The 19,274-nt window shown below is 60.7% G+C and carries 18 protein-coding genes; 6 read left to right on the top strand and 12 right to left on the bottom strand.

Annotated features, from left to right (window positions below):
• Positions 1-5: 5 nt before the first annotated feature.
• Positions 6-1,352, bottom strand: coding sequence for a sigma-54-dependent response regulator transcription factor AlgB (gene algB / locus AC193Q_RS20540; protein ID WP_047297450.1), 1,347 nt, complete (start codon positions 1,350-1,352; stop codon positions 6-8).
• 426 nt (positions 1,353-1,778) lie between these two features.
• On the opposite strand from algB, the gene AC193Q_RS20535 reads away from it, so the two are divergent.
• The 5 genes from AC193Q_RS20535 to AC193Q_RS20515 all read left to right on the top strand — a co-directional run bounded on the left by AC193Q_RS20535 (position 1,779) and on the right by AC193Q_RS20515 (position 6,215).
• The gene (locus AC193Q_RS20535; RefSeq protein WP_047297449.1) at positions 1,779-2,063 is read left to right on the top strand and encodes a hypothetical protein; all 285 of its coding nucleotides are present in this window, start codon (positions 1,779-1,781) and stop codon (positions 2,061-2,063) included.
• 72 nt (positions 2,064-2,135) lie between these two features.
• Positions 2,136-2,300: a DUF1328 domain-containing protein gene (locus AC193Q_RS20530; protein ID WP_003177151.1), complete on the top strand. Its 165-nt coding sequence runs from the start codon at positions 2,136-2,138 to the stop codon at positions 2,298-2,300.
• A 2-nt stretch (positions 2,301-2,302) separates the two neighbouring features.
• On the top strand, positions 2,303-2,767 hold the full coding sequence (locus tag AC193Q_RS20525) for an inhibitor of vertebrate lysozyme family protein (RefSeq protein ID WP_047297448.1): 465 nt from the start codon (positions 2,303-2,305) through the stop codon (positions 2,765-2,767).
• 700 nt (positions 2,768-3,467) lie between these two features.
• On the top strand, positions 3,468-4,799 hold the full coding sequence (gene gltP, locus AC193Q_RS20520) for a glutamate/aspartate:proton symporter GltP (protein WP_047297447.1): 1,332 nt from the start codon (positions 3,468-3,470) through the stop codon (positions 4,797-4,799).
• A 186-nt stretch (positions 4,800-4,985) separates the two neighbouring features.
• Entirely contained in the window at positions 4,986-6,215 is a 1,230-nt protein-coding gene (locus tag AC193Q_RS20515; RefSeq protein WP_041073662.1) for a nucleoside recognition domain-containing protein, read from the top strand.
• A gap of 140 nt (positions 6,216-6,355) precedes the next feature.
• Here AC193Q_RS20515 and AC193Q_RS20510 read toward each other — a convergent pair whose 3' ends face one another.
• The 10 genes from AC193Q_RS20510 to AC193Q_RS20465 form a co-directional block, all read right to left on the bottom strand.
• The gene (locus tag AC193Q_RS20510; RefSeq protein WP_121182914.1) at positions 6,356-6,979 is read right to left on the bottom strand and encodes an ABC-type transport auxiliary lipoprotein family protein; all 624 of its coding nucleotides are present in this window, start codon (positions 6,977-6,979) and stop codon (positions 6,356-6,358) included.
• Positions 6,976-7,914 carry an MlaD family protein gene (locus tag AC193Q_RS20505; protein WP_145593892.1) on the bottom strand — a complete coding sequence of 313 codons (939 nt, stop codon included), beginning with the start codon at positions 7,912-7,914 and terminating at the stop codon, positions 6,976-6,978. The genes AC193Q_RS20510 and AC193Q_RS20505 overlap by 4 nt, the downstream gene beginning before the upstream one ends.
• A 1-nt stretch (position 7,915) precedes the next feature.
• Positions 7,916-8,719: an ABC transporter ATP-binding protein gene (locus AC193Q_RS20500; RefSeq protein ID WP_483878729.1), complete on the bottom strand. Its 804-nt coding sequence runs from the start codon at positions 8,717-8,719 to the stop codon at positions 7,916-7,918.
• A complete protein-coding gene (locus tag AC193Q_RS20495; protein WP_483878728.1) occupies positions 8,716-9,864 on the bottom strand; it encodes an ABC transporter permease in 1,149 nt (382 codons plus the stop codon). The genes AC193Q_RS20500 and AC193Q_RS20495 overlap by 4 nt, the downstream gene beginning before the upstream one ends.
• Positions 9,865-9,918: 54 nt before the next feature.
• Complete coding sequence (locus AC193Q_RS20490) at positions 9,919-10,947, bottom strand: DUF5924 family protein (protein ID WP_483878727.1); 1,029 nt, start codon at positions 10,945-10,947, stop codon at positions 9,919-9,921.
• Positions 10,948-11,183: 236 nt separating this feature from the next.
• Positions 11,184-12,578 (bottom strand): M16 family metallopeptidase, encoded by a 1,395-nt coding sequence (locus AC193Q_RS20485; protein WP_121182906.1) that lies wholly within the window; start codon positions 12,576-12,578, stop codon positions 11,184-11,186.
• A 177-nt stretch (positions 12,579-12,755) separates the two neighbouring features.
• Complete coding sequence (locus AC193Q_RS20480) at positions 12,756-14,414, bottom strand: Na/Pi cotransporter family protein (protein ID WP_047297440.1); 1,659 nt, start codon at positions 14,412-14,414, stop codon at positions 12,756-12,758.
• A 374-nt stretch (positions 14,415-14,788) separates the two neighbouring features.
• Complete coding sequence (locus AC193Q_RS20475; RefSeq protein WP_047297439.1) at positions 14,789-15,556, bottom strand: TerC family protein; 768 nt, start codon at positions 15,554-15,556, stop codon at positions 14,789-14,791.
• Positions 15,557-15,626: 70 nt separating this feature from the next.
• Positions 15,627-16,934: a CitMHS family transporter gene (locus AC193Q_RS20470; RefSeq protein WP_041073646.1), complete on the bottom strand. Its 1,308-nt coding sequence runs from the start codon at positions 16,932-16,934 to the stop codon at positions 15,627-15,629.
• Positions 16,935-17,161: 227 nt separating this feature from the next.
• The gene (locus tag AC193Q_RS20465; protein WP_047297438.1) at positions 17,162-17,506 is read right to left on the bottom strand and encodes a DOPA 4,5-dioxygenase family protein; all 345 of its coding nucleotides are present in this window, start codon (positions 17,504-17,506) and stop codon (positions 17,162-17,164) included.
• Between the two features lie 83 nt (positions 17,507-17,589).
• Between AC193Q_RS20465 and AC193Q_RS20460 the strand changes: the two genes are divergently transcribed.
• Positions 17,590-18,255, top strand: a complete 666-nt coding sequence (locus AC193Q_RS20460; RefSeq protein WP_041073642.1) for an NAD(P)-dependent oxidoreductase — start codon at positions 17,590-17,592, stop codon at positions 18,253-18,255.
• Positions 18,256-18,301: 46 nt separating this feature from the next.
• Here the strand turns inward: AC193Q_RS20460 and AC193Q_RS20455 are convergent, their stop codons facing one another.
• Positions 18,302-19,252 carry a choline sulfate utilization transcriptional regulator gene (locus tag AC193Q_RS20455; protein WP_095667921.1) on the bottom strand — a complete coding sequence of 317 codons (951 nt, stop codon included), beginning with the start codon at positions 19,250-19,252 and terminating at the stop codon, positions 18,302-18,304.
• Positions 19,253-19,274: the final 22 nt, after the last annotated feature.

The raw sequence follows: 19,274 nt of genomic DNA, 5'->3' as shown, positions 1-19,274 counted from the left end.
GGCGCTCACAGGTTGTACTGCTTGCGCTTGCGATACAGGGTCGACGCGTCGATGCCCAAGGTTTTCGCCGCCTGATCAAGGGTGCCTGCCGTTGCCAGCACCGCGCCGATGTGGGCTTTTTCCAGTTCATCGAGGCTCAGCGCGGCACCGACTCGCGGTGCGTTGTTCGCCGGTTGCTCGGCCATGCCGAGGTGGCTGATTTCCACGCGCTCCTGCGGGCAGATGATGCTGGCCCGCTCCACTACGTTGCGCAGCTCGCGGATGTTGCCCGGCCAGCGATAACCCAGCAACGCCTCGCGCGCCTCGTCACTGAAGCCCCGTGCCGGCCGCGCGTACTCTTTGACGAAACGCGCGAGGAAGCGGTCGGCCAGAGTCAGGATGTCCTCGGCACGTTCGCGCAATGGCGGCAGATGCAGGGTGATCACATTGAGGCGATACAACAGGTCTTCACGGAAGCGCCCGTCGCGCACCATGTCTTCAAGGTTGAGGTTGGTCGCGGCGAGAATCCGCACATCGGCGCGGCGGGTCACTGGATCCCCTACCCGCTCGTATTCCTTGTCCTGAATAAAACGCAGCAACTTTGGTTGCAAAGTCAGCGGAAAATCGCCGATCTCATCAAGAAACAGCGTGCCGCCGTCTGCTTGATTGACCCGCCCCAGGGTGCTTTCACTGGCCCCGGTGAACGCACCGCGACTGTGGCCGAACAGCTCGCTCTCCATCAGTTCCGCAGTCAACGACGGGCAGTTGATGGTCACGCAGGATTTCTTCTCGCGCTTGCTCCAGCCGTGAATGGCCCGGGCCAGTTCGCCCTTACCTGTGCCGGATTCGCCGAGAATAAGGATGTTGGCGTCGGTACCGGCGACCTGCCGCGCAGTTTCCAGCACGACTTTCATCGCCGGGCTGTGGGAGTCGAGGCCGTCCTTGGGTTTGCGGATCTCGCCTTCGAGGGCTTCCAGACGCGCCGAGAGCTGACGCACTTCCAGTTGCTTGGCGGTGGCCAGGCGCAGCTGGTCGGGGCTGCAGGGTTTGACCAGATAATCGGCGGCGCCCGCCTGGATCGCGTCTACGGCGGTATCGACAGCCGAGTGCGCGGTGACAATGACCACGCGCATCCATGGCGCCTGAATGCGCATCTGCGCCAGTACGTCGAGACCGTTGTCTTCACCCAGACGCAAATCAAGGAAGCACAGGTCAAACACCTGACGTTGCAACAATGCCTCGGCCTGAGCCGCGCTGTTGGCGGTGGCCACTGTATAACCTTCGTCCTCGAGGCAGTAACGAAAGGTTCGCAGGATGGCGGACTCATCGTCCACCAGCAGAATGCGGCCTTGATGCTCAGTGGCAGATTCCATTTTTCCTACGCTCCATAGTGATTGATCTTGGGTTAGTCCCGGAAAAATCGGGCAAGTTGCATGGTTGATTCTGAACGATGCGAGCCATAGGAGGGTAGCTCTCTCCTGCCTTAACGGCCAATCCATTGATTTTGTTGAGTTTTTAAACAATCACCGATTCGCAGGGGTAACCCCGCGTACATTTCTGACATCCAGGACGTGCTCTCAATTCCATAAGAATGAAATCTCCTACGAAATAATCGTGCATTCCGCACGACCGTATACGACCCATCGTGCAGGATGCGTCCGTCGCTGAATTTTAACTACTTGTAACCTATTGATTTTATTGAATATTTTTCAATGAAAAAACTGGCATGCAGCCTGCAATAACTCATTCAGCCCGGGCAGATTCCACTGCCCCAACCGAATAAGAGTGAGGAACCCAGGATGACTCGCCAACGTGCCGCCCAAGTGCGTATCTCGCCACTGCATATCCAGCAAGGCCTGTTTGGCGTGCTTGCACTGTTGATCACCCTGATCGCCTGCCAGCAATACCTGAGCTGGGAAAACAGCCAGAAGCCTGAGCCGCTGATCTCGATTCAACACAGCACGCAGACGCACTTCAGCGCCGTCAGCAGCAGTCAGGCCGAAAGCGCCTCGATGCGCATGATGGATGTCGATCAGCCGCAGCCGCTGGATCAACTGCCACGTGAAGAGCGCTGGGTTTTCTGACAAACCAACGAATTCGGGCGCCTGGCGCCAGGACACGCAATATCCCTAAATAGAGAAGTAAGGAGAATCACCATGTTGAGTTGGGCAATTACATTCTTGATCATTGCCATCATCGCCGCCGTCCTGGGCTTCGGTGGTATCGCGGGCACCGCCACGGGTATCGCCAAGATTCTCTTTGTCGTGTTCCTGGTGATGTTCATCGCTTCCTTCTTCTTTGGCCGTCGCGGCCGAGGTTAACGATGATTGCGTTAAAGACACTGGCAGCCGCCCTGCTTCTGGGCGGTAGTGCCATGGCGATCGCGGCCAATGATGGCCAGGCGCGGGTCAACGAGCTGCTCAGCTCCGACCCGCAATACCGGGAAACCTGGCAAGGCGTTGTGAAGCATGAAGAGCGCCTCCCGGAATGGGTGATGAACCTGTCCGGTACGCCAGAGCAGCAGATGAATGCCGTGACCGAAGATGGCGATAAGTATCTGGTCGGCCCGCTCTGCGAATCCGCAGACAAGTGCCTCAACCACCGCTTGATCGTAGCGTTCAGCTTCGACAAGAAAGATGCCTACGCCATGCTCGTCGATGTGCCCGAAGGACTGCCGGCCGACAAGTCGCCAACGCGACATGCCACTTACCGCTTCCTCGGCAAACCGGATCAGGGCATGCAGAACCTGTTGATGGAAACGCTGAAGAAAGATCCGAACTGGTACTGATTCGAACATGAGGGCAGCGCCCCGCTGCCCTTTATTGCGCCTGCCCGAGGAAGGCTGGCGCATGACCAGGGGGCCGGGACGTTCTGACTGTTGCAGGGTCGGAGTGACCTACGGGTACAGGGAGTGCCTGCGCGAGGGCCGGGTCAGGGTAAAAGCTGCGACGCAGGTTCGCCGACCCTCAGCGGTTCGACGGACTTGCGCTGAGCTTTGCGCGATACAAAACATTGATCCAGAGCGTCCTGCTCGCCTTTTTATGGTTCAGACTGCGCGCGAAAACATTTCGCCGTGTTTCCTGGCGACCGTATATCGAGAAAGAGCCCCTTTAAACTGTGGGACTTCTAGTCTGCAAATGTAGGCTTTTTCCTGAATTTTTCGATGAATTCACTCGTTCAAAAAACAACCAACCTAAGCTGAAATGGCCGGTTCACGGCACTTATGCCGGCTGAAATGTCGTAATCGAACCGCTTGGGACGTCAGTTTCATTTAAAAAATCTCATGCCGATTCGGCATAGGGTAGGCGTTTACGGCATTAGACGGCGCAACCTTGCATCGGAATAGTTGCGCCTTTTTTCGCCTGCCGAAGAGCCGTAAATACGCGCTTCGGGGCACCTTATACGGAGGCAGATGCACAGACTTTTCCGCTAAAGAGCGTTCCAGTTGCTGCATGTGCCTGAGTCAAACGCAAGTAAGGGTAAAGATAATGAAGAAGGCAAAACTCAGCCTCGCCTGGCAGATCCTCATCGGTCTGGTTTTAGGGATTGCAATTGGTGCGTTGCTCAACCACTTCAGTGCCGAAAAAGCCTGGTGGATCAGCAACGTCCTGCAACCGGCAGGCGATATCTTTATCCGTCTGATCAAGATGATCGTGATTCCGATCGTCATCTCCTCCCTGATCGTCGGCATCGCCGGCGTGGGCGACGCCAAGAAACTCGGGCGTATCGGCCTGAAGACCATCATCTACTTCGAAGTCGTCACCACCATCGCGATCATCGTTGGCCTGCTGCTGGCCAACCTGTTCCACCCGGGTGCCGGCATCGACATGAGCACCCTGGGCACCGTGGATATCTCCAAGTACCAGGCGACCGCCGCCGAAGTACAACATGAACACGCGTTCATCGAGACCATCCTCAACCTGATCCCGTCGAACATCTTCGCGGCCATGGCCCGCGGCGAAATGCTGCCGATCATTTTCTTCTCCGTACTGTTCGGTCTCGGTCTGTCGAGCCTGCAGTCGGATCTGCGCGAGCCGCTGGTGAAGATGTTCCAGGGCGTCTCGGAAAGCATGTTCAAAGTCACCCACATGATCATGAACTACGCCCCGATCGGCGTTTTCGCCCTGATCGCGGTGACCGTGGCCAACTTCGGTTTCGCCTCGCTGCTGCCGCTGGCCAAGCTGGTGATTCTGGTTTACGTCGCCATCGCTTTCTTTGCTTTCGTGGTGCTGGGCCTGATCGCCAAGCTGTTCGGCTTCTCGGTGATCAAGCTGATGCGCATCTTCAAGGATGAGCTGGTCCTGGCGTACTCCACCGCCTCCTCGGAAACCGTGCTGCCACGCGTCATCGAGAAGATGGAAGCCTATGGCGCACCGAAAGCCATCTGCTCCTTCGTGGTGCCGACCGGTTACTCGTTCAACCTCGACGGTTCGACCCTGTACCAGTCGATCGCAGCGATCTTCATTGCCCAGCTGTACGGCATCGACCTGTCGATCAGCCAGCAACTGCTGCTGGTGCTGACTCTGATGGTCACCTCCAAAGGCATCGCCGGCGTACCGGGCGTGTCCTTCGTGGTGCTGCTGGCGACCCTGGGCAGCGTTGGTATCCCGCTGGAAGGCCTGGCCTTCATCGCCGGTGTCGACCGCATCATGGACATGGCCCGTACCGCACTGAACGTGATCGGCAACGCCCTGGCGGTACTGGTTATCGCACGTTGGGAAGGCATGTACGACGACGCCAAGGGCCAGCGCTACTGGAACTCCCTGCCGCACTGGCGCAGCAAGGAAAAACTGCCGGCTGGCGAAATCTCCAAGAACTGATCGCTGAACCTCTGTAGGAGCTGCCGCAGGCTGCGATATTTTGATCTTGCTTTTAAAGATCGCAGCCTTCGGCAGCTCCTACAGGTGATTGAGGCAAGCCTTACCGACAAACCCCGGCGCAATCCGGGGTTTGTCGTTTCTGGCGACCCCGCTATCATTCGCCGCATCTTCCGGGGGATTTGACTGATGCTTAATGGCCTGTGGCTTGGCTTCTTCGTCGTGGCAGCAATATCTGCGCTGGTGCAGTGGCTGGTCGGCGGCAACGCCGGGATTTTCGCAGCGATGGTGGAAAGCATTTTTGCCATGGCCAAACTCTCGGTCGAGGTCATGGTCCTGCTGTTCGGCACGCTGACCCTGTGGCTGGGCTTTCTGCGCATCGCCGAGAAGGCCGGGATCGTCGAATGGCTGGCCAAAGTCCTCGGGCCGCTGTTCCTGCGGCTGATGCCGGAAGTCCCGGCGGGGCACCCGGCGCTCGGTCTGATTACCCTGAACTTCGCCGCCAACGGCCTGGGCCTGGACAACGCCGCCACACCGATCGGCCTCAAGGCCATGAAAGCGCTGCAGGAGCTCAACCCCAGCGCGACCATCGCCAGCAACGCGCAGATCCTGTTCCTGGTACTCAACGCCTCGTCCCTGACCCTGTTGCCGGTGACCATCTTCATGTACCGCGCCCAGCAAGGTGCACCGGATCCGACCCTGGTATTCCTGCCGATTCTGCTGGCGACCAGTTGCTCGACTATTGTCGGCTTCCTTTCGGTGGCGTTCATGCAACGCCTGCGCATCTGGGACCCGGTGGTGCTGGCTTATCTGATTCCCGGCGCGCTGATCCTCGGCGGCTTCATGGCGCTGCTGGCGACGATGTCGGCCACGGCGCTGGCCGGGCTGTCGTCGATCCTTGGCAACCTGACGCTGTTCGGCCTGATCATGCTGTTCCTGGTGATCGGCGCATTACGCAAGGTCAAGGTCTACGAGGCGTTTGTCGAGGGCGCGAAGGAGGGCTTTGACGTCGCCAGGAACCTGCTGCCGTATCTGGTGGCGATGCTCTGTGCGATTGGCGTACTGCGCGCATCCGGAGCGCTGGACTTTGGCCTGGACGGCATCCGCCATCTGGTGCAGTGGGCCGGTTGGGACACGCGCTTTGTCGACGCGCTGCCGACGGCGATGGTCAAACCGTTCTCCGGCAGCGCCGCCCGGGCGATGCTGATCGAGACCATGAAGACCTCCGGCGTCGACAGCTTCCCGGCGCTGGTGGCGGCGACGGTGCAGGGCAGTACCGAAACCACGTTCTATGTGCTGGCGGTGTATTTCGGTGCAGTGGGCATTCAGCGCGCAAGGCATGCCGTTGGATGCGCGCTGCTGGCCGAACTGGCCGGCGTACTCGGCGCCATCGGCGTCTGCTACTGGTTCTTCGGCTAACCTACAAAGGCTTCGGGCGACCAATTTCTCTGTGGCAAGGGAGCTTGCTCCCGCCGGGGCGCGAAGCGGCCCTGAAAGATGGGGCTGCTACGCAGCCCAGCGGGAGCAAGCTCCCTCGCCACAAAAGCAATGTTGATCGATCAGGGTCTCTGAAGGGCGACTTTCTGGCCTTGATCTACCGCCCACGCAACAACCTTGGCCGTCAGCCGATCACTGGCCTGTCCAAACCCGGCAACGACCGCTGGCACCTGCACATCGCTCAGCGGTTGGCGCTCTTCAAAGCGCCGACTGGCGAGAATCTTCTGGTCATAGCCGCGCACCAACAACGCATCGACGCGCACCACGACGCTGGCCTGATTGCCCTGATACTCGGTCTGAAACGCCTGCAAGTTGCCGCCCAGTTCCAGATCCGCAGCGAAGTTGCTGTCATCGGTGCTGAGCAATGTCACCCGACCATCGCGGGCAAAACCATCGAGCAGCCGATTACGCACCAGCACCGGCGCCGGATCGCTCCAGCGCGAGGCTTTGTAGCTGCTGATCACATCACCCTGTGGAATCACCGCGATGTTCGGCCGGTTCAGCGCTTCGCTGGCCTGCAATTTGTTCAGGCGCAGCGACCAGTGCTGGGTCGCCGCCGAACTGGCCGGGGCGGGCGCTTGCGCAGCGGGCAGGCGATAGACGTCCGACGGCTCGGCCTTGGGCAGAATCGAGCACGCCGAGAGCAGGGTAAAACTGGCGAGAAAGGCGAAGTGAGTCAGCTTCATGGGGTGAATTCCTTGTTCTTGTCACTGCCCAGCAGGTAGCCGCTGGGGTTGGCCTCAAGGCGTTGGGAAATGCCGCGCAGCGAGGTCAGGGTTTCGCGCAGTTCGCGGATCGCCGGCGCCAGCCCATTGAGGCCCTGCAGGCCGTTGTCGAGGGAGTTCTGGTTTTTGCTCAGCAGGCCGTTGATGGTGGCGCTGCTCTGTTCCAGCGACTTCATCGCCTGCTCGGCACTGCCCAGCGCCTGCTTGCCCTGATCGTTGAGCAGGCCGTTGGCGTTGCGCATCAGTGCCGAGGTTTGCTCGAGCATGCTGCCGGCTTGCTTGCCGACGCTCGCCAGTTGCTGCATGGCCTGACGCAAGTCGCCGCGCTGATCGTTGATCGAACCGGTGGTCTGTTCCAGATGCGCCAGGGTGTTGCTGACGCGCTCGACGTTCTCCGGGGAAAACATCTGGTTGGCATTGTTCAACAGGGCGGTGACGCCGGTCATCAGGTCGTTGCTGTCGTTAAGCAGCCGGGAAATGGGCGAGGGCGCCGCGACGATGGTCGGCAATTCGCCGTCGTGTCCGCGCAGTTTCGGACTCTCCGGAGTGCCGCCGCTGAGCTGGATGATCGAAGTGCCGGTGATCCCGGCCAGCGCCAGTTTGGCCTGGGTGTCTTCCTTGACCGGGGTGTCACCACCCAGACGAATCCGCGCCAGCACCCGGCGCGGGTCTTTCGGGTCGAGGCGCAAGCTGACCACGTCACCGACCTTGATCCCGCTGTACTGCACGGGGCTGCCCTTGGACAGACCGCTGACCGCCTCATTGAAGACGATTTCATAATCCTTGAACTCGCTGTCGACGCTGGACTTGGCCAGCCACAGACCGAAGAGCAGGGCGCCCGCCACGACAATTACGGCGAACAGACCGATCAACACATGATGGGCTCGGGTTTCCATGTCAGACCTCGTTGAGCAATTTGGCGGCGTCCAGCGCCGAGCGGCCACGCGGGCCGTGGAAGTATTCGTGAACCCACCCGTCATCGGTTTCCGAGACCACGTCGATCGGACCGGCGACCAGTACCTTCTTCTGCGCCAGCACCGCCACCCGGTCGGTGATGGTGTAGAGCGTGTCGAGGTCGTGGGTCACCAGAAACACGCTCAGGCCCAGCGCATCGCGCAGGGTCAGGATCAGTTGATCGAACTGCGCCGCGCCAATCGGATCGAGGCCGGCGGTGGGCTCGTCGAGAAACAGGATGTCCGGATCCAGCGCCAGAGCCCGGGCCAGCGCAGCGCGCTTGATCATCCCGCCGGACAGCGACGCCGGGTATTTGTCCGCCGCCGACAGCGGCAGCCCGGCCAGCGCCAGCTTCACCGCCGCCAGGTGCTCGGCGTCGTTGCGGCTCAGACCGGCGTGTTCGATCAGCGGCAGGGCGACGTTTTCGGTCACCGTCAGCGAGGAAAACAACGCGCCTTTCTGGAACAGCACGCCGAAACGCCGCTCGACCAGTGAGCGCTCATGCTCGGACAGGCTCGGCAGGTTCTGCCCGAACACCTTTACGTTGCCTTCGCTGGGCCGGCGCAGGCCGACAATGCTGCGCAGCAGCACCGATTTGCCGCTGCCGGAACCGCCAACCACGGCGAGGATTTCGCCCTTGTACAAATCCAGATCGAGATTCTCGTGCACACTCTGGCTGCCAAAGCGATTGCACAGGCCACGGACTTCGATCACCGCCTCCGAGGGCGCACGGGATAAACGACTCACCAGCCTATCTCCATGAAGAACAGCGCAGCCACCGCGTCGAGTACGATCACCACGAAAATCGACTGCACCACGGCGGACGTGGTGTGCGCGCCGACCGATTCGGCGCTGCCACTGACCTTGAAGCCTTCCAGGCAACCAATGGTCGCAATCAGGAAGGCAAACACCGGCGCTTTGACCAGACCAACCAGAAAGTGCTGAATGCCGATGTCGCTCTGCAACAGCGAGAGGAACATCGCCGGCGAAATCCCCAGCGACACCGCGCACACCACGCCGCCACCAATGATCCCGCAGAGCATCGCCAGAAACGTCAGCATCGGCAGCGCCACCAGCATCGCCAATACCCGCGGCACTACCAGCAGCTCCATCGGATCGAGGCCGAGGGTGCGGATTGCGTCGATCTCTTCGTTAGCCTTCATCGAACCGATCTGCGCGGTAAACGCGCTGGCGGTGCGTCCGGCCATCAGGATTGCCGTGAGCAGCACACCGAACTCACGCAGGAAGGAGAAGCCCACCAAGTCCACGGTAAAGATCGTCGCACCGAAACTGGCCAGCACCGTGGCACCGAGAAACGCCACCACCGCGCCCACCAGAAAGGTCAGCAGCGCCACAATCGGCGCGGCGTCGAGGCCGGTCTGTTCGATGTGGGCGACGACGGGGGTGATGCGCCAGCGCTTGGGCCGCAGCAGATTGCGGGCAATGGTTTCGAGGATCAGGCCAATGAAACCCAGCACTTGCAGGGTATCCTGCCAGACCGTTTCCACCGCGCGCCCGATGCGGGTCAGCAATTGCACGCTGACGCTGACTTCCGGCTCCTTGATCGGCACACAGAAGTCGGTCAGCGAGCGATACACCGTTTGCAGCAGCGCGCGGTCAGCCTGGGAAATCGTACAGTCGGGGTGTTCGGCGGAGCGGCCCAGACGCTCGGAACCGAGCAGCTCCACCAGCAACGAAGCGCCCGCAGTGTCGAGGGCACCGAGGCTGTTGAGGTCGACCACGGTGTTGGCGTCGTACTGGCCGGTCAGTTGTTCGGTCAGGTGCTTGAGGTCGGCGTAATGGGCAAGCGTCCAATCCCCGGAAACCCGCAGGCGGGCAGGGCTGATTGACGTGTCCAGCTGGGCATTACCGCTCATTGAGCTGCTGATCATAAGCTCCGTGCTTGTTCGGCTATTAAGCGAACTAACGTAATAGCACGAACCGGATTACTTTTCTTTGATCGCTGTGCTGTCTGTCACTTTGAAACGCAGCACGCCGATCACCTGACCGTCTTCAGTCAGCACCCGCACCTGCCACTTGCCCGCCGGGTTACCGGAGAAGTTCTGCTTGTGCGTCCAGGCCCGGTAGCCTTCCTTGCGCCCGCCGTGGATGTCGAGGGCGATGCGATCGACCTCTTTGCCGTCGAACTGCCACACATGGTAGATGCGTTCATCCAGCCCGCGCGGCGCGTTGATTGCGGTGTAGGCGTAGAGACCGCCGTTGCGGATCTGCTCGGCGCTGACCTCGTCGAGGCTGGCGCCAGGCGTGCGGTCCTGCAACTGCGTGCTGATCGCCACGTCGGTCATCCACAACGTCGCCGGCGGCACCCACGAGCGCAGGGTCCAGCCGACCGCGCCGATGCCGACGGTGATGCACAGAATGGCCAACGCGTTGCGCACGGTGCGGATCGGGAAGATCGACGCCAGACTCGGGAACGACAGCACCACCGCCGTACCCAGTGCCCATTTGAAACTCTGCGCGGTGGTCAGGTGCATGATCACCGGCAGCGCGGTGAGCAGGGCGGCGAACAGGGTCAGGGTATGCAACGCGAGAAACGCCCAGCGCCGTGGCGCCAGCCATTTGTAGTAGAGCGGGTCGACAATCGAGATCAGCGCGGCGATGCACAGCAGGCCGGTGAAGATCAGTTGGCCGCTGTTCCACGTCGTCGTGATGAAGAAGAACGGCAGGACGAAAAACAGACTTTCCTGGTGGATCATCTGCGTCGCGTAGCGCAGCAGCGGCTGGGGGATTTCCCGCTTGAAGATGCGCGTGAACAGCCCGGTCAGGGTGTTTTCCAGCATCAGCCAGATCCAGCTGAGCAGCATGATGATGGTGATCCAGCTCGCCAGCCCTTGCTGGCGATCGACCAAAATGAAACTGCCGACCCCGGAGATGAAACCGCCGAGCGCAATGACCCCGGGATAGCGCTTCATCAATTCGAGGATGCGCTGGATCAGCTGGGGTATTTTCGGCATGTGGGCGGTTCACGACTGGATGAGAAAAAACCTCGACAGAGTACCGCCCGCCGGGCGAGGTGGCGAGGCTCCCGGTCAGTAAAGCCTCTTATTTCTGTGGCGAGGAGCTTGCTCCCGATCGACTGCGCAGCAGTCGCAAAACCTCAGTGCGCGGTGTTCCTGAAACATCTGAGTCGTCGGTATTGGGTCTGCTTCGCAGCCCAGCGGGAGCAAGCTCCCTCGCCACAGGATTCTCTTCATCCTTCGTCTTTGTGTTTGTCCCGGCGGTGCAGGCGCCAGCCGATCAGGATCAACAGCAGAACCCCGAGACCACCGGCAATCAGCCACAAAACTTCATCATCACTGAGCAACGGCTTCTCGATCCGCAGATACCCCGGCTGCAACAGCAACTCGCGCATGGCCTTGTTCGCCGTTTCCAGGGTCACGCCTTGCAACTCGCGGGCGGGGTTGGCAAAGCGCCCGTCCTCGTAGTCGCCGAGCGCGCTCCAGTAGTAGTCCGCCATGGCGCTGTTGCCCTGCACCGCCCAGGCCTGATGGGCGATGGCGGCCTGTTTGATCCGGGCGAAGGTGTCGGGGTCGAGGCCGTTTTTCAGCAGGTCGGCCTTGAGGTCTTCCAGCACCTGTCTGGCCTCGACGAGATCATCGCGATCGACATCGGCATTGAGGCTCATGAAACCGACCCCGCCGAACACTTCGCGCTCGGCCCACGGCCCGTAGGACAAGCCATGGTTCAGGCGAATCTGCCGGTACAGTGCCCAGTCGAGGTAGTCCTTGAGGATGTCGAAGGTCTCGTCGTACTGATCGTCGAGCATCGGCTCCGGCACCAGCCAGTGCAATTTGGCGCTGTCGCCGATGAAGCCGCGGGTGAGGGTGCGTTCATGGGCGGCGCTGGTGCGGATGTCCGGCAGCTCACGGTGCTCGGCCGGATCCACCGCTTCGAGCGCGCCCCAGGTGCGTTCCAGATAGGCCGGCAGCAGTTTGTCGAGTTCACCGACGACGATCAGCGTCATGTTGTTCGGCGCGTACCAGGTCTTGCGCACCTTCTCCAGTTGCTCCTGGGTCAGGTGCCCGACCTCGGCGCGTTGCGGGCATTTCAGGCCCAGCTCCACCGCCAGTTGATTGCTGGCGGTGTGGCCCAGGTCTTGGCGGTCGAGAAAACGTTGCAGACGCGTGTAATGGCCACCGTCCTCGCGCTCGACCACACGTTTGGCGGCGTTGATCGCATTGTCGTCAATGCGGGTCTGGGTCAGCAGACCGAGCAGCAGGTCGAGCACTTTGCGCTGATTCTTCGCCGGGGCTTCGATGACGAACGTGGTGTCGGCGTTGCTGGTGAACGCGTTCCACTCACCGCCCAACGCCTGCATGCGCTCCTCAAGGCCACCTTCGCCGGTGGCATCGACACCGCTGAACAACAGGTGCTCGAGCAAGTGCGGCAGCTCTTTTTCATCGCAATCGAAATCGTCGAGGCCGACGCCGACCACCAGACGAATTGCCACATGCCCGCGTTCAGTGCCGGGTTTGAGCAACAGCTGTAATCCGTTGGGCAGCGCATAGCCTTCGACCTGGAAGCGATCAACGGCGAAGGCGGGCAGGGAACCGAGCAACAGACAGGCGAACAACAGGCAACGCATAACAGGCTTCCGTACGGCTGATTTGGAGATCCGTGTCGTCAGTCAGGGCTCCATCGCTGGCAAGCCAGCTCCCACAAGGATTTGCGGCGCTCACAAAACCCTGTGGGAGCTGGCTTGCCAGCGAAGGCGTCCGTGAAGCTGAACTCTGAGTTACTGACTGACCCCAGCCCCAGACGTTCAAGGCGAATGCGTAATGTCTACCATATCGTCTGCTTCCAGCGCCCCGGTATCCGCCGTTTCCAGCACCACATAAGCACTGCTGCAAAACAGCGAATTCAAGCGCTTCATATCCGCAATCAGCTCCAGGTGCAGCGAACTGGTTTCCAGACTCTGCACGATCTTACGTTGCAAACGGCTGACATGGGCGTGGGCCAGACGCCGTTCCTGTGCGCGAAAGCGACGTTTCTCGCGCAACAGCTGACGGGCGCTTTCCTTGTCACCGCTGAGGAACACCGACAGGCCCAGGCGCAAGTTGGCGATCAGTTGCTGATGCAACCCGGCCAGATCCTCCAGGCCTTCTTCGGAAAACGACCGACGCTGGGAAGTCTTCTGCTGCTGCACCTTGCGCAGCATGCGTTCAATCAAGTCGCTGGCCAGTTTCAGGTTGATCGCCAGTTCGATGGTCTCCGCCCAGCGCCGACTGTCCTGCTCGCCGAGATCTTCGCGGGGCATTTGCGCCAGGTACAACTTGATCGCGCTGTATAGCGCTTCGACGTCATCGGTCAGACGACGCATCTCCTGGGTCACGGCGGTCTGCTTGCCACGCAACACATCGAGCATCGCGTCGAGCATGTTGTCGATCAGATCGCCCATGCGCAGGGTCTCACGGGCCGCGTTGGCCAGCGCCAGGCTAGGTGTCGACAGTGCCGTCAAATCAAGGTGACGCGGCTTGGCGGTGCCGTTGACTTCCGGGCGCTCCGGCAGCAACCAGGCGCACAGCCGCGCCATCGGGGCGACGCTGGGCAGCAGGATCAGGCAGCGCGCGGTGTTATAGAGCAGGTGAAACCCGATGACCATTTCCTGCGGGCTGAAGTCGAGCCCGTCCATCCAGTGCACCAGCGGATCGAGCACCGGGATGATCAGCAGCAGACCGATCAGCTTGTAAAGCAGGCTGCCCAGCGCCACTTGTCGGCCTGCTGCGTTCTGCATGCTGGTGCTCATGAACGCCAGCACGCCACTGCCGATGTTGGCGCCGATCACCAGGCCGATCGCCACAGGCAGGCTGATCACGCTGGCGCCGGCCAGCGTCGCGGTCAGCAGCACAGCGGCGAGGCTGGAATAGGAAATCATCGCGAACAACGCACCAACCAGGGCGTCGAGCAGAATGTCGCCAGTCAGCGAAGCGAAGATCACCTTCACACCTTGGGCGTGGGTGATCGGCGCGGCAGCTTCGACGATCAGTTGCAGGGCGAGAATAATCAGCCCCAGACCGATGCTGACCCGGCCCATCTGCCCGAGGCGCGTCTGTTTGCGCGACAGAAAGAAAATCACCCCGAGGAAAATCAGCAACGGCGACAGCCACGACAAGTCAAAGGTCAGCACCCGCGCCATCAGCGCGGTACCAACGTCGGCACCAAGCATGGTCGCCAGCGCCGGGGTCAGCGCCATCAGGCCCTGACCGACAAATGAAGTGACGAGCATGGCCGTGGCGTTGCTGCTCTGCACCATCGCGGTGACGACGATGCCGGCGACGAACGCGAGCCAGCGTCTGGACATGTTCTGGCCGATCACATGCCGCAGATTGGTGCCGTACACCCGCAGGATGCCGGTTCGGACGATATGCGTACCCCAGATCAGCAGGGCCACGGCAGACAGCAAATTGAGCAGGGTGAGCATGCAGACCCCCTGTAGTAGCAGCGCCCCAGAGGGGCAAGTGGACGGCACCGCGCGGTTTCTACGTCTTGTACTTAAGCTGTAGTCGGCTAACGGACTGGGCGCCAGCATTGCACAGCTAAAGTGCGGATTGAAACAAAAGTGTCATGAAAATGGCTTTATCCACAACCCGCGCAATCACCCAAATCCCTTTGGGAGCTGGCTCGCCAGCGATGACGGCAGCACTGGCGACATTGATGTTGCCTGACACGCCACTATCGCTGGCAAGCCAGCTCCCACAGGGTTTGTGTACGAGCTCAAAATCCGCTGGAAAAAAAACCTGTGGGCGTCTGGCAAGCCAGCTCCCACAGGTTTTGTATTGCTATCGGACTACCGGGTTACTGCCCCGGCACATCCTTGCGCAGCTTCACCGGGTCCTGCTGTTTTTTCTTCCTGGCGATCGCGGTGCGCATCTTGATGTTGATCGCTTCCACCGCCAGCGAGAACGCCATGGCGAAGTACACGTAGCCTTTTGGTACATGCACATCGAACGCTTCGGCGATCAGTACGGTACCGACCACCAGTAGGAACGACAGCGCCAGCATCTTCAGCGACGGGTGCTTGTCGATGAATTCGCTGATCTTGCCCGAGGCCGCCATCATCACCAGCACGGCAACGACGATTGCCGCGACCATCACCGGCACATGGGAGACCATGCCGACGGCGGTGATCACCGAATCCAGCGAGAACACGATGTCGATGATCGCGATCTGGATGATGGTGTAGAGGAAATTGCCGCCCTTGCCCGAAGGCTCGTCGCCGCTTTCGTCTTCGCCTTCGAGCGCGTGGTACATCTCTTGCGAGCTCTTCCACAGCAGGAACAGGCCACCGAAGAACAGGATCAGGTCGCGCCCGGAAATGCCCTGGCCGAACACCACGAACAGGTCGGCGGTGAGGCGCATGACCCAGGTGATCGACAGCAGCAACAGGATCCGCGTGATCATCGCCAGACCCAGGCCGAAGATCCGCGTGCGCTGCTGCATGTGCTTGGGCATGCGGCTGACCAGGATCGAAATCATGATGATGTTATCGATGCCCAGAACGATTTCCAGGGCGGTCAGAGTAAAGAAGGCAACCCAGATTTCGGGGTTGGTCAGCCAATCCATGTGTATTCCTTTGAGCGAGTGTTAAACCATGACGCCAGCAAGCAGCTGGCGTCATGGTGAGTGAATGCCGTTACATCGTGCTGAACAGCGGGAATGTCCCCAGCAGCAAGGCGGCCACCAGTATGCACAGGCAGACCAGCACTGCCCACTTCAGGGTGAAACGCTGGTGGTCACCGAACTCGATACCGGCCAGCGCCACCAGCAGGTACGTCGACGGTACCAGCGGGCTGAGCAAGTGGACGGGCTGACCGACGATCGAGGCACGGGCCATTTCCACCGCGGTGATGCCGTAATGGCTGGCCGCTTCGGAGAGCACCGGCAACACGCCGTAGTAGAACGCGTCGTTCGACATGAAGAACGTGAACGGCATGCTTACCAGCGCCGTGATTACCGCCAGGTACGGGCCGAGGAAGTCCGGAATCACTGCCAACAGACTTTTCGACATGGCATCAACCATGCCGGTTCCGGACAGGATACCGGTGAAGATACCCGCCGCGAAAATCAGACTGACCACCGACAGCACGCTGCCGGCGTGGGCCGCCACGCGGTCCTTCTGCATTTGCAGGCACGGGTAGTTGACGATCATCGCGATGCTGAACGCCACCATGAACAGCACCGGCAGCGGCAGCAGGCCGGCGATCAGGGTGCACATCAGCGCCAGGGTCAGCAGGCCGTTGAACCAGATCAGCTTCGGACGGCGGGCATCGGGGAACTGCGAGACGCTGATTTCGCTGTGATCGATCTCGTCGCCGATCAGGTGCAACTCGCCCAGACGCGCACGTTCACGTTTGCCGTAGAAGTAGGCAATGATCAGGATCGCCACCACACCGGCGGCCATCGCCGGGATCATCGGCACGAAGATGTCCGACGGGTCCACATGCAGCGCACTGGCGGCGCGGGCGGTCGGGCCACCCCACGGGGTCATGTTCATCACGCCACCGGCGAGGATGATCAGACCGGCCATGATCCGCGGGCTCATGCCGATGCGGCTGTACAGCGGCAGCATGGCGGCCACGCAGATCATGTAAGTGGTCGCGCCGTCACCATCGAGGGAGACGACGAGCGCCAGCACGGCGGTACCGACCGAAACTTTCAACGGGTCGCCCTTGACCAGTTTGAGGATCTTGCGCACGGCCGGGTCGAACAGGCCAGAGTCGATCATCAGGGCGAAGTACAGAATGGCGAACATCAGCATCACGCCGGTCGGCGCAAGCTTGGTAATGCCTTCGAGCATCATCGGGCCGATCTTCGGCGCGAAACCACCGAACAGGGCGAACAGGATCGGGATGATGATCAGGGCGATCAGCGCAGACAGGCGCTTGGTCATGATCAGGAACATGAACGTGATGACCATGGCAAAGCCAAGGAAAGTCAGCATGGGATTACTCCAGGCGTAGCGCGGCTAATTGAGTGAGCGGATCGCAGGGGATCAGCGCAGAACGGGAAGCACGAGACGTACGGGCGGAGTTTCAGCGAGAAGGCGGGCTACAGAGGACATCAGAATCACCATTGTTGTTGTTAATTGGGCCTGACGTGCGAGCGATCACACGCGTTGGCCAACCGGTCTGTTGCCGGTAGTGGCGGCGATCCTAATCGGGCAACCTTTCAGCTACCTTTCGTTGACCGGAAAACAGACAGGTCCAGCGGCCGCATCGCGCCCATCCAGATCGCGTGCTCGGTGTGATCGAGCAAATCGTCGCCGGTGTCGGGGTGAAGGAACACCACCAGGCCCTTGCGATTGAGTGCCAGCCACGGCAATACCTCGCCGATCATCTGCGGGCCGAAGGCCAACTGGCAGCTCCAGTCAGGGTGCGGGCCGACCGGGCGTTCATGAACGCGGCCCATCTTCAATGGAAACGACTGCGCGGCTTGCTCACACAACGCGCGTGCCTGATCGATGGTGTCGGCATCGAAATAGATGTGGGCGTGGTAGCCCTTGATCGCTGGCATCTGAAACCCTCGCAAATCGGTTCGAACCCTGGGCGGTGCCCATATGTCACACGCCATACAAGGGATTATAAAAAGGATCAGCCATGAAAAATGCCGAAACCCCGACGGTGAAAGTGGTGCTCTATGGTGCCATGGCCAGCCTGGGCGGTGCGTTGATGGCTGAGTTGCTGCGACGCCAGCACGAAGTCATCACGATTCTCGACGATTTGAACGTACTCGCGCCACGTCCCGGCCTGCGCACCAAAAGCGGCGATTTGTTCGATGCCGAGCGGGTCAAGCAAAGCGTAGCGGGCAGCTCGGCAGTGATCTGTCTGCTGGACGCGCCGGGCTTGCCGTTCAGCAGCGACCATGTGGAAAGGTCCGTGGTGCTCGGGCCGGTGGAACAAGTGCTGGCGGTCGATGCGCTGGTCGACGGCCTGCAAGCGGCCAATGTTTCACGGCTGTTTCTGGTGGGGAATTTTGCCGTGCTCGACGAGCCGGAACTGGACGACGGCCTGCAACGCCACGCCGCCGAAGAAATCCGCGAAGCCCTGCAGAGCAGTCCGCTGCAGTGGACGCTGGTGAACGCACCTCATGGCGTGGCGGGGCTGACCATCGAGCATTTCAGCCAGGTCGGCGGCAATCTTGAGCCAGGGCTGGCGGAGCCGCTGGAGCGGCTGAACCGGGTCGCGGTGGGGATTGCCGATGAGCTGCGGCTGAACCTGCATGTCGGGCAGCATGTGAATTTTGTGGCGACGTCGGATACGTAAAAGATCGCAGCCTGCGGCAGCTCCTACAGAGAGTTGTTTTTGATGTTCAAACCGCAATCGACGGCAGCGCCACCCCGGCAAGGGATTCGGCGCTGCTGGCCTGCTCGGCCATCAACCAGTCTACAAACTGCTGAATCAACGCGCCCCGGCGTTTGCGTTGCGGCAGCACCACGTAATAACCCAGGCGCGACAACGTGGTCTCGGCGATCGGCCGACACAGCAAGCCTTGGCTCAGCAAGTTATCCACAAGGTGGCGCCAGCCGATGGCCACGCCTTGGCCGCCAATCGCCGCTTGAATCAACAGCGTGTAGTTGTCGAAGCGCAATTGCCCCGGTGCCGGCGGGGTGCTGATGCCCAGTTCGCGAAACAGCCCGCTCCAGTCAAACCAGTTGCTGCTGTTTTCCCCGCGCAGATGCAGCAGCGGAAACTCCAGCAACGCCTGGGCAGGCAAAGGCAGGGCGCGCTCCTTGAGCAGTTGCGGGCTGCACACCGGGAACACTTCTTCGCTGAACAGCCAATGGCTTTCGCCCTGTTTGAAGCGCCCGTCACCAAACAGGATCGCGACATCGATGTCGGTGCGCAGCATGTTGTGGTTGCGCTCGCTGGTGACCAGGCTGACATCGACGTTCGGATTGGCTTCATGGAAGCGGTGCAGGCGCGGCATCAGCCAATAGGCGGCAAAGGCGAAATCGGTGGCGACCTGCAATACCTCGTGTTGTTGCTGCGTGCTGATCGCACTCAATCCTGCGTCAATATGCTGCAAACCGAGCTGAACCTGCTCGAACAGGATCGCGCCGCCCTCGGTCAGTTCAATACCGCGATAGATCCGGTCAAACAGTCGTGCTCCCAGCTGTTCTTCCAGACGCTTGATCTGCTGGCTGATCGCTGGCTGCGTGGTGCCCAGCTCAACCGCCGCCGCAGTAAAACTGCGGTGACGGGCCGCCGCTTCGAAGGCACGTAACAGATCGAGTGACAGATTGCCGAGGGCTTCATACATAAGCTGTGCTTATCCTAGTCAT

It is taken from the genome of Pseudomonas sp. F2 (assembly GCF_057174385.1).
The sequence above is the reverse complement of the archived record's forward strand: the minus strand, read 5'-3'. Positions and strand labels throughout refer to the sequence as shown.

Excerpts from the sequence above, each read along its gene's own strand:
- algB (WP_047297450.1), bottom strand. The coding sequence starts at position 1,352 with ATGGAATCTGCCACTGAGCATCAAGGCCGCATTCTGCTGGTGGACGAT.
- AC193Q_RS20535 (WP_047297449.1), top strand. The coding sequence starts at position 1,779 with ATGACTCGCCAACGTGCCGCCCAAGTGCGTATCTCGCCACTGCATATC.
- AC193Q_RS20530 (WP_003177151.1), top strand. The coding sequence starts at position 2,136 with ATGTTGAGTTGGGCAATTACATTCTTGATCATTGCCATCATCGCCGCC.
- AC193Q_RS20525 (WP_047297448.1), top strand. The coding sequence starts at position 2,303 with ATGATTGCGTTAAAGACACTGGCAGCCGCCCTGCTTCTGGGCGGTAGT.
- gltP (WP_047297447.1), top strand. The coding sequence starts at position 3,468 with ATGAAGAAGGCAAAACTCAGCCTCGCCTGGCAGATCCTCATCGGTCTG.
- AC193Q_RS20515 (WP_041073662.1), top strand. The coding sequence starts at position 4,986 with ATGCTTAATGGCCTGTGGCTTGGCTTCTTCGTCGTGGCAGCAATATCT.
- AC193Q_RS20510 (WP_121182914.1), bottom strand. The coding sequence starts at position 6,979 with ATGAAGCTGACTCACTTCGCCTTTCTCGCCAGTTTTACCCTGCTCTCG.
- AC193Q_RS20505 (WP_145593892.1), bottom strand. The coding sequence starts at position 7,914 with ATGGAAACCCGAGCCCATCATGTGTTGATCGGTCTGTTCGCCGTAATT.
- AC193Q_RS20495 (WP_483878728.1), bottom strand. The coding sequence starts at position 9,864 with ATGATCAGCAGCTCAATGAGCGGTAATGCCCAGCTGGACACGTCAATC.
- AC193Q_RS20490 (WP_483878727.1), bottom strand. The coding sequence starts at position 10,947 with ATGCCGAAAATACCCCAGCTGATCCAGCGCATCCTCGAATTGATGAAG.
- AC193Q_RS20485 (WP_121182906.1), bottom strand. The coding sequence starts at position 12,578 with ATGCGTTGCCTGTTGTTCGCCTGTCTGTTGCTCGGTTCCCTGCCCGCC.
- AC193Q_RS20480 (WP_047297440.1), bottom strand. The coding sequence starts at position 14,414 with ATGCTCACCCTGCTCAATTTGCTGTCTGCCGTGGCCCTGCTGATCTGG.
- AC193Q_RS20475 (WP_047297439.1), bottom strand. The coding sequence starts at position 15,556 with ATGGATTGGCTGACCAACCCCGAAATCTGGGTTGCCTTCTTTACTCTG.
- AC193Q_RS20470 (WP_041073646.1), bottom strand. The coding sequence starts at position 16,934 with ATGCTGACTTTCCTTGGCTTTGCCATGGTCATCACGTTCATGTTCCTG.
- AC193Q_RS20465 (WP_047297438.1), bottom strand. The coding sequence starts at position 17,506 with ATGCCAGCGATCAAGGGCTACCACGCCCACATCTATTTCGATGCCGAC.
- AC193Q_RS20460 (WP_041073642.1), top strand. The coding sequence starts at position 17,590 with ATGAAAAATGCCGAAACCCCGACGGTGAAAGTGGTGCTCTATGGTGCC.
- AC193Q_RS20455 (WP_095667921.1), bottom strand. The coding sequence starts at position 19,252 with ATGTATGAAGCCCTCGGCAATCTGTCACTCGATCTGTTACGTGCCTTC.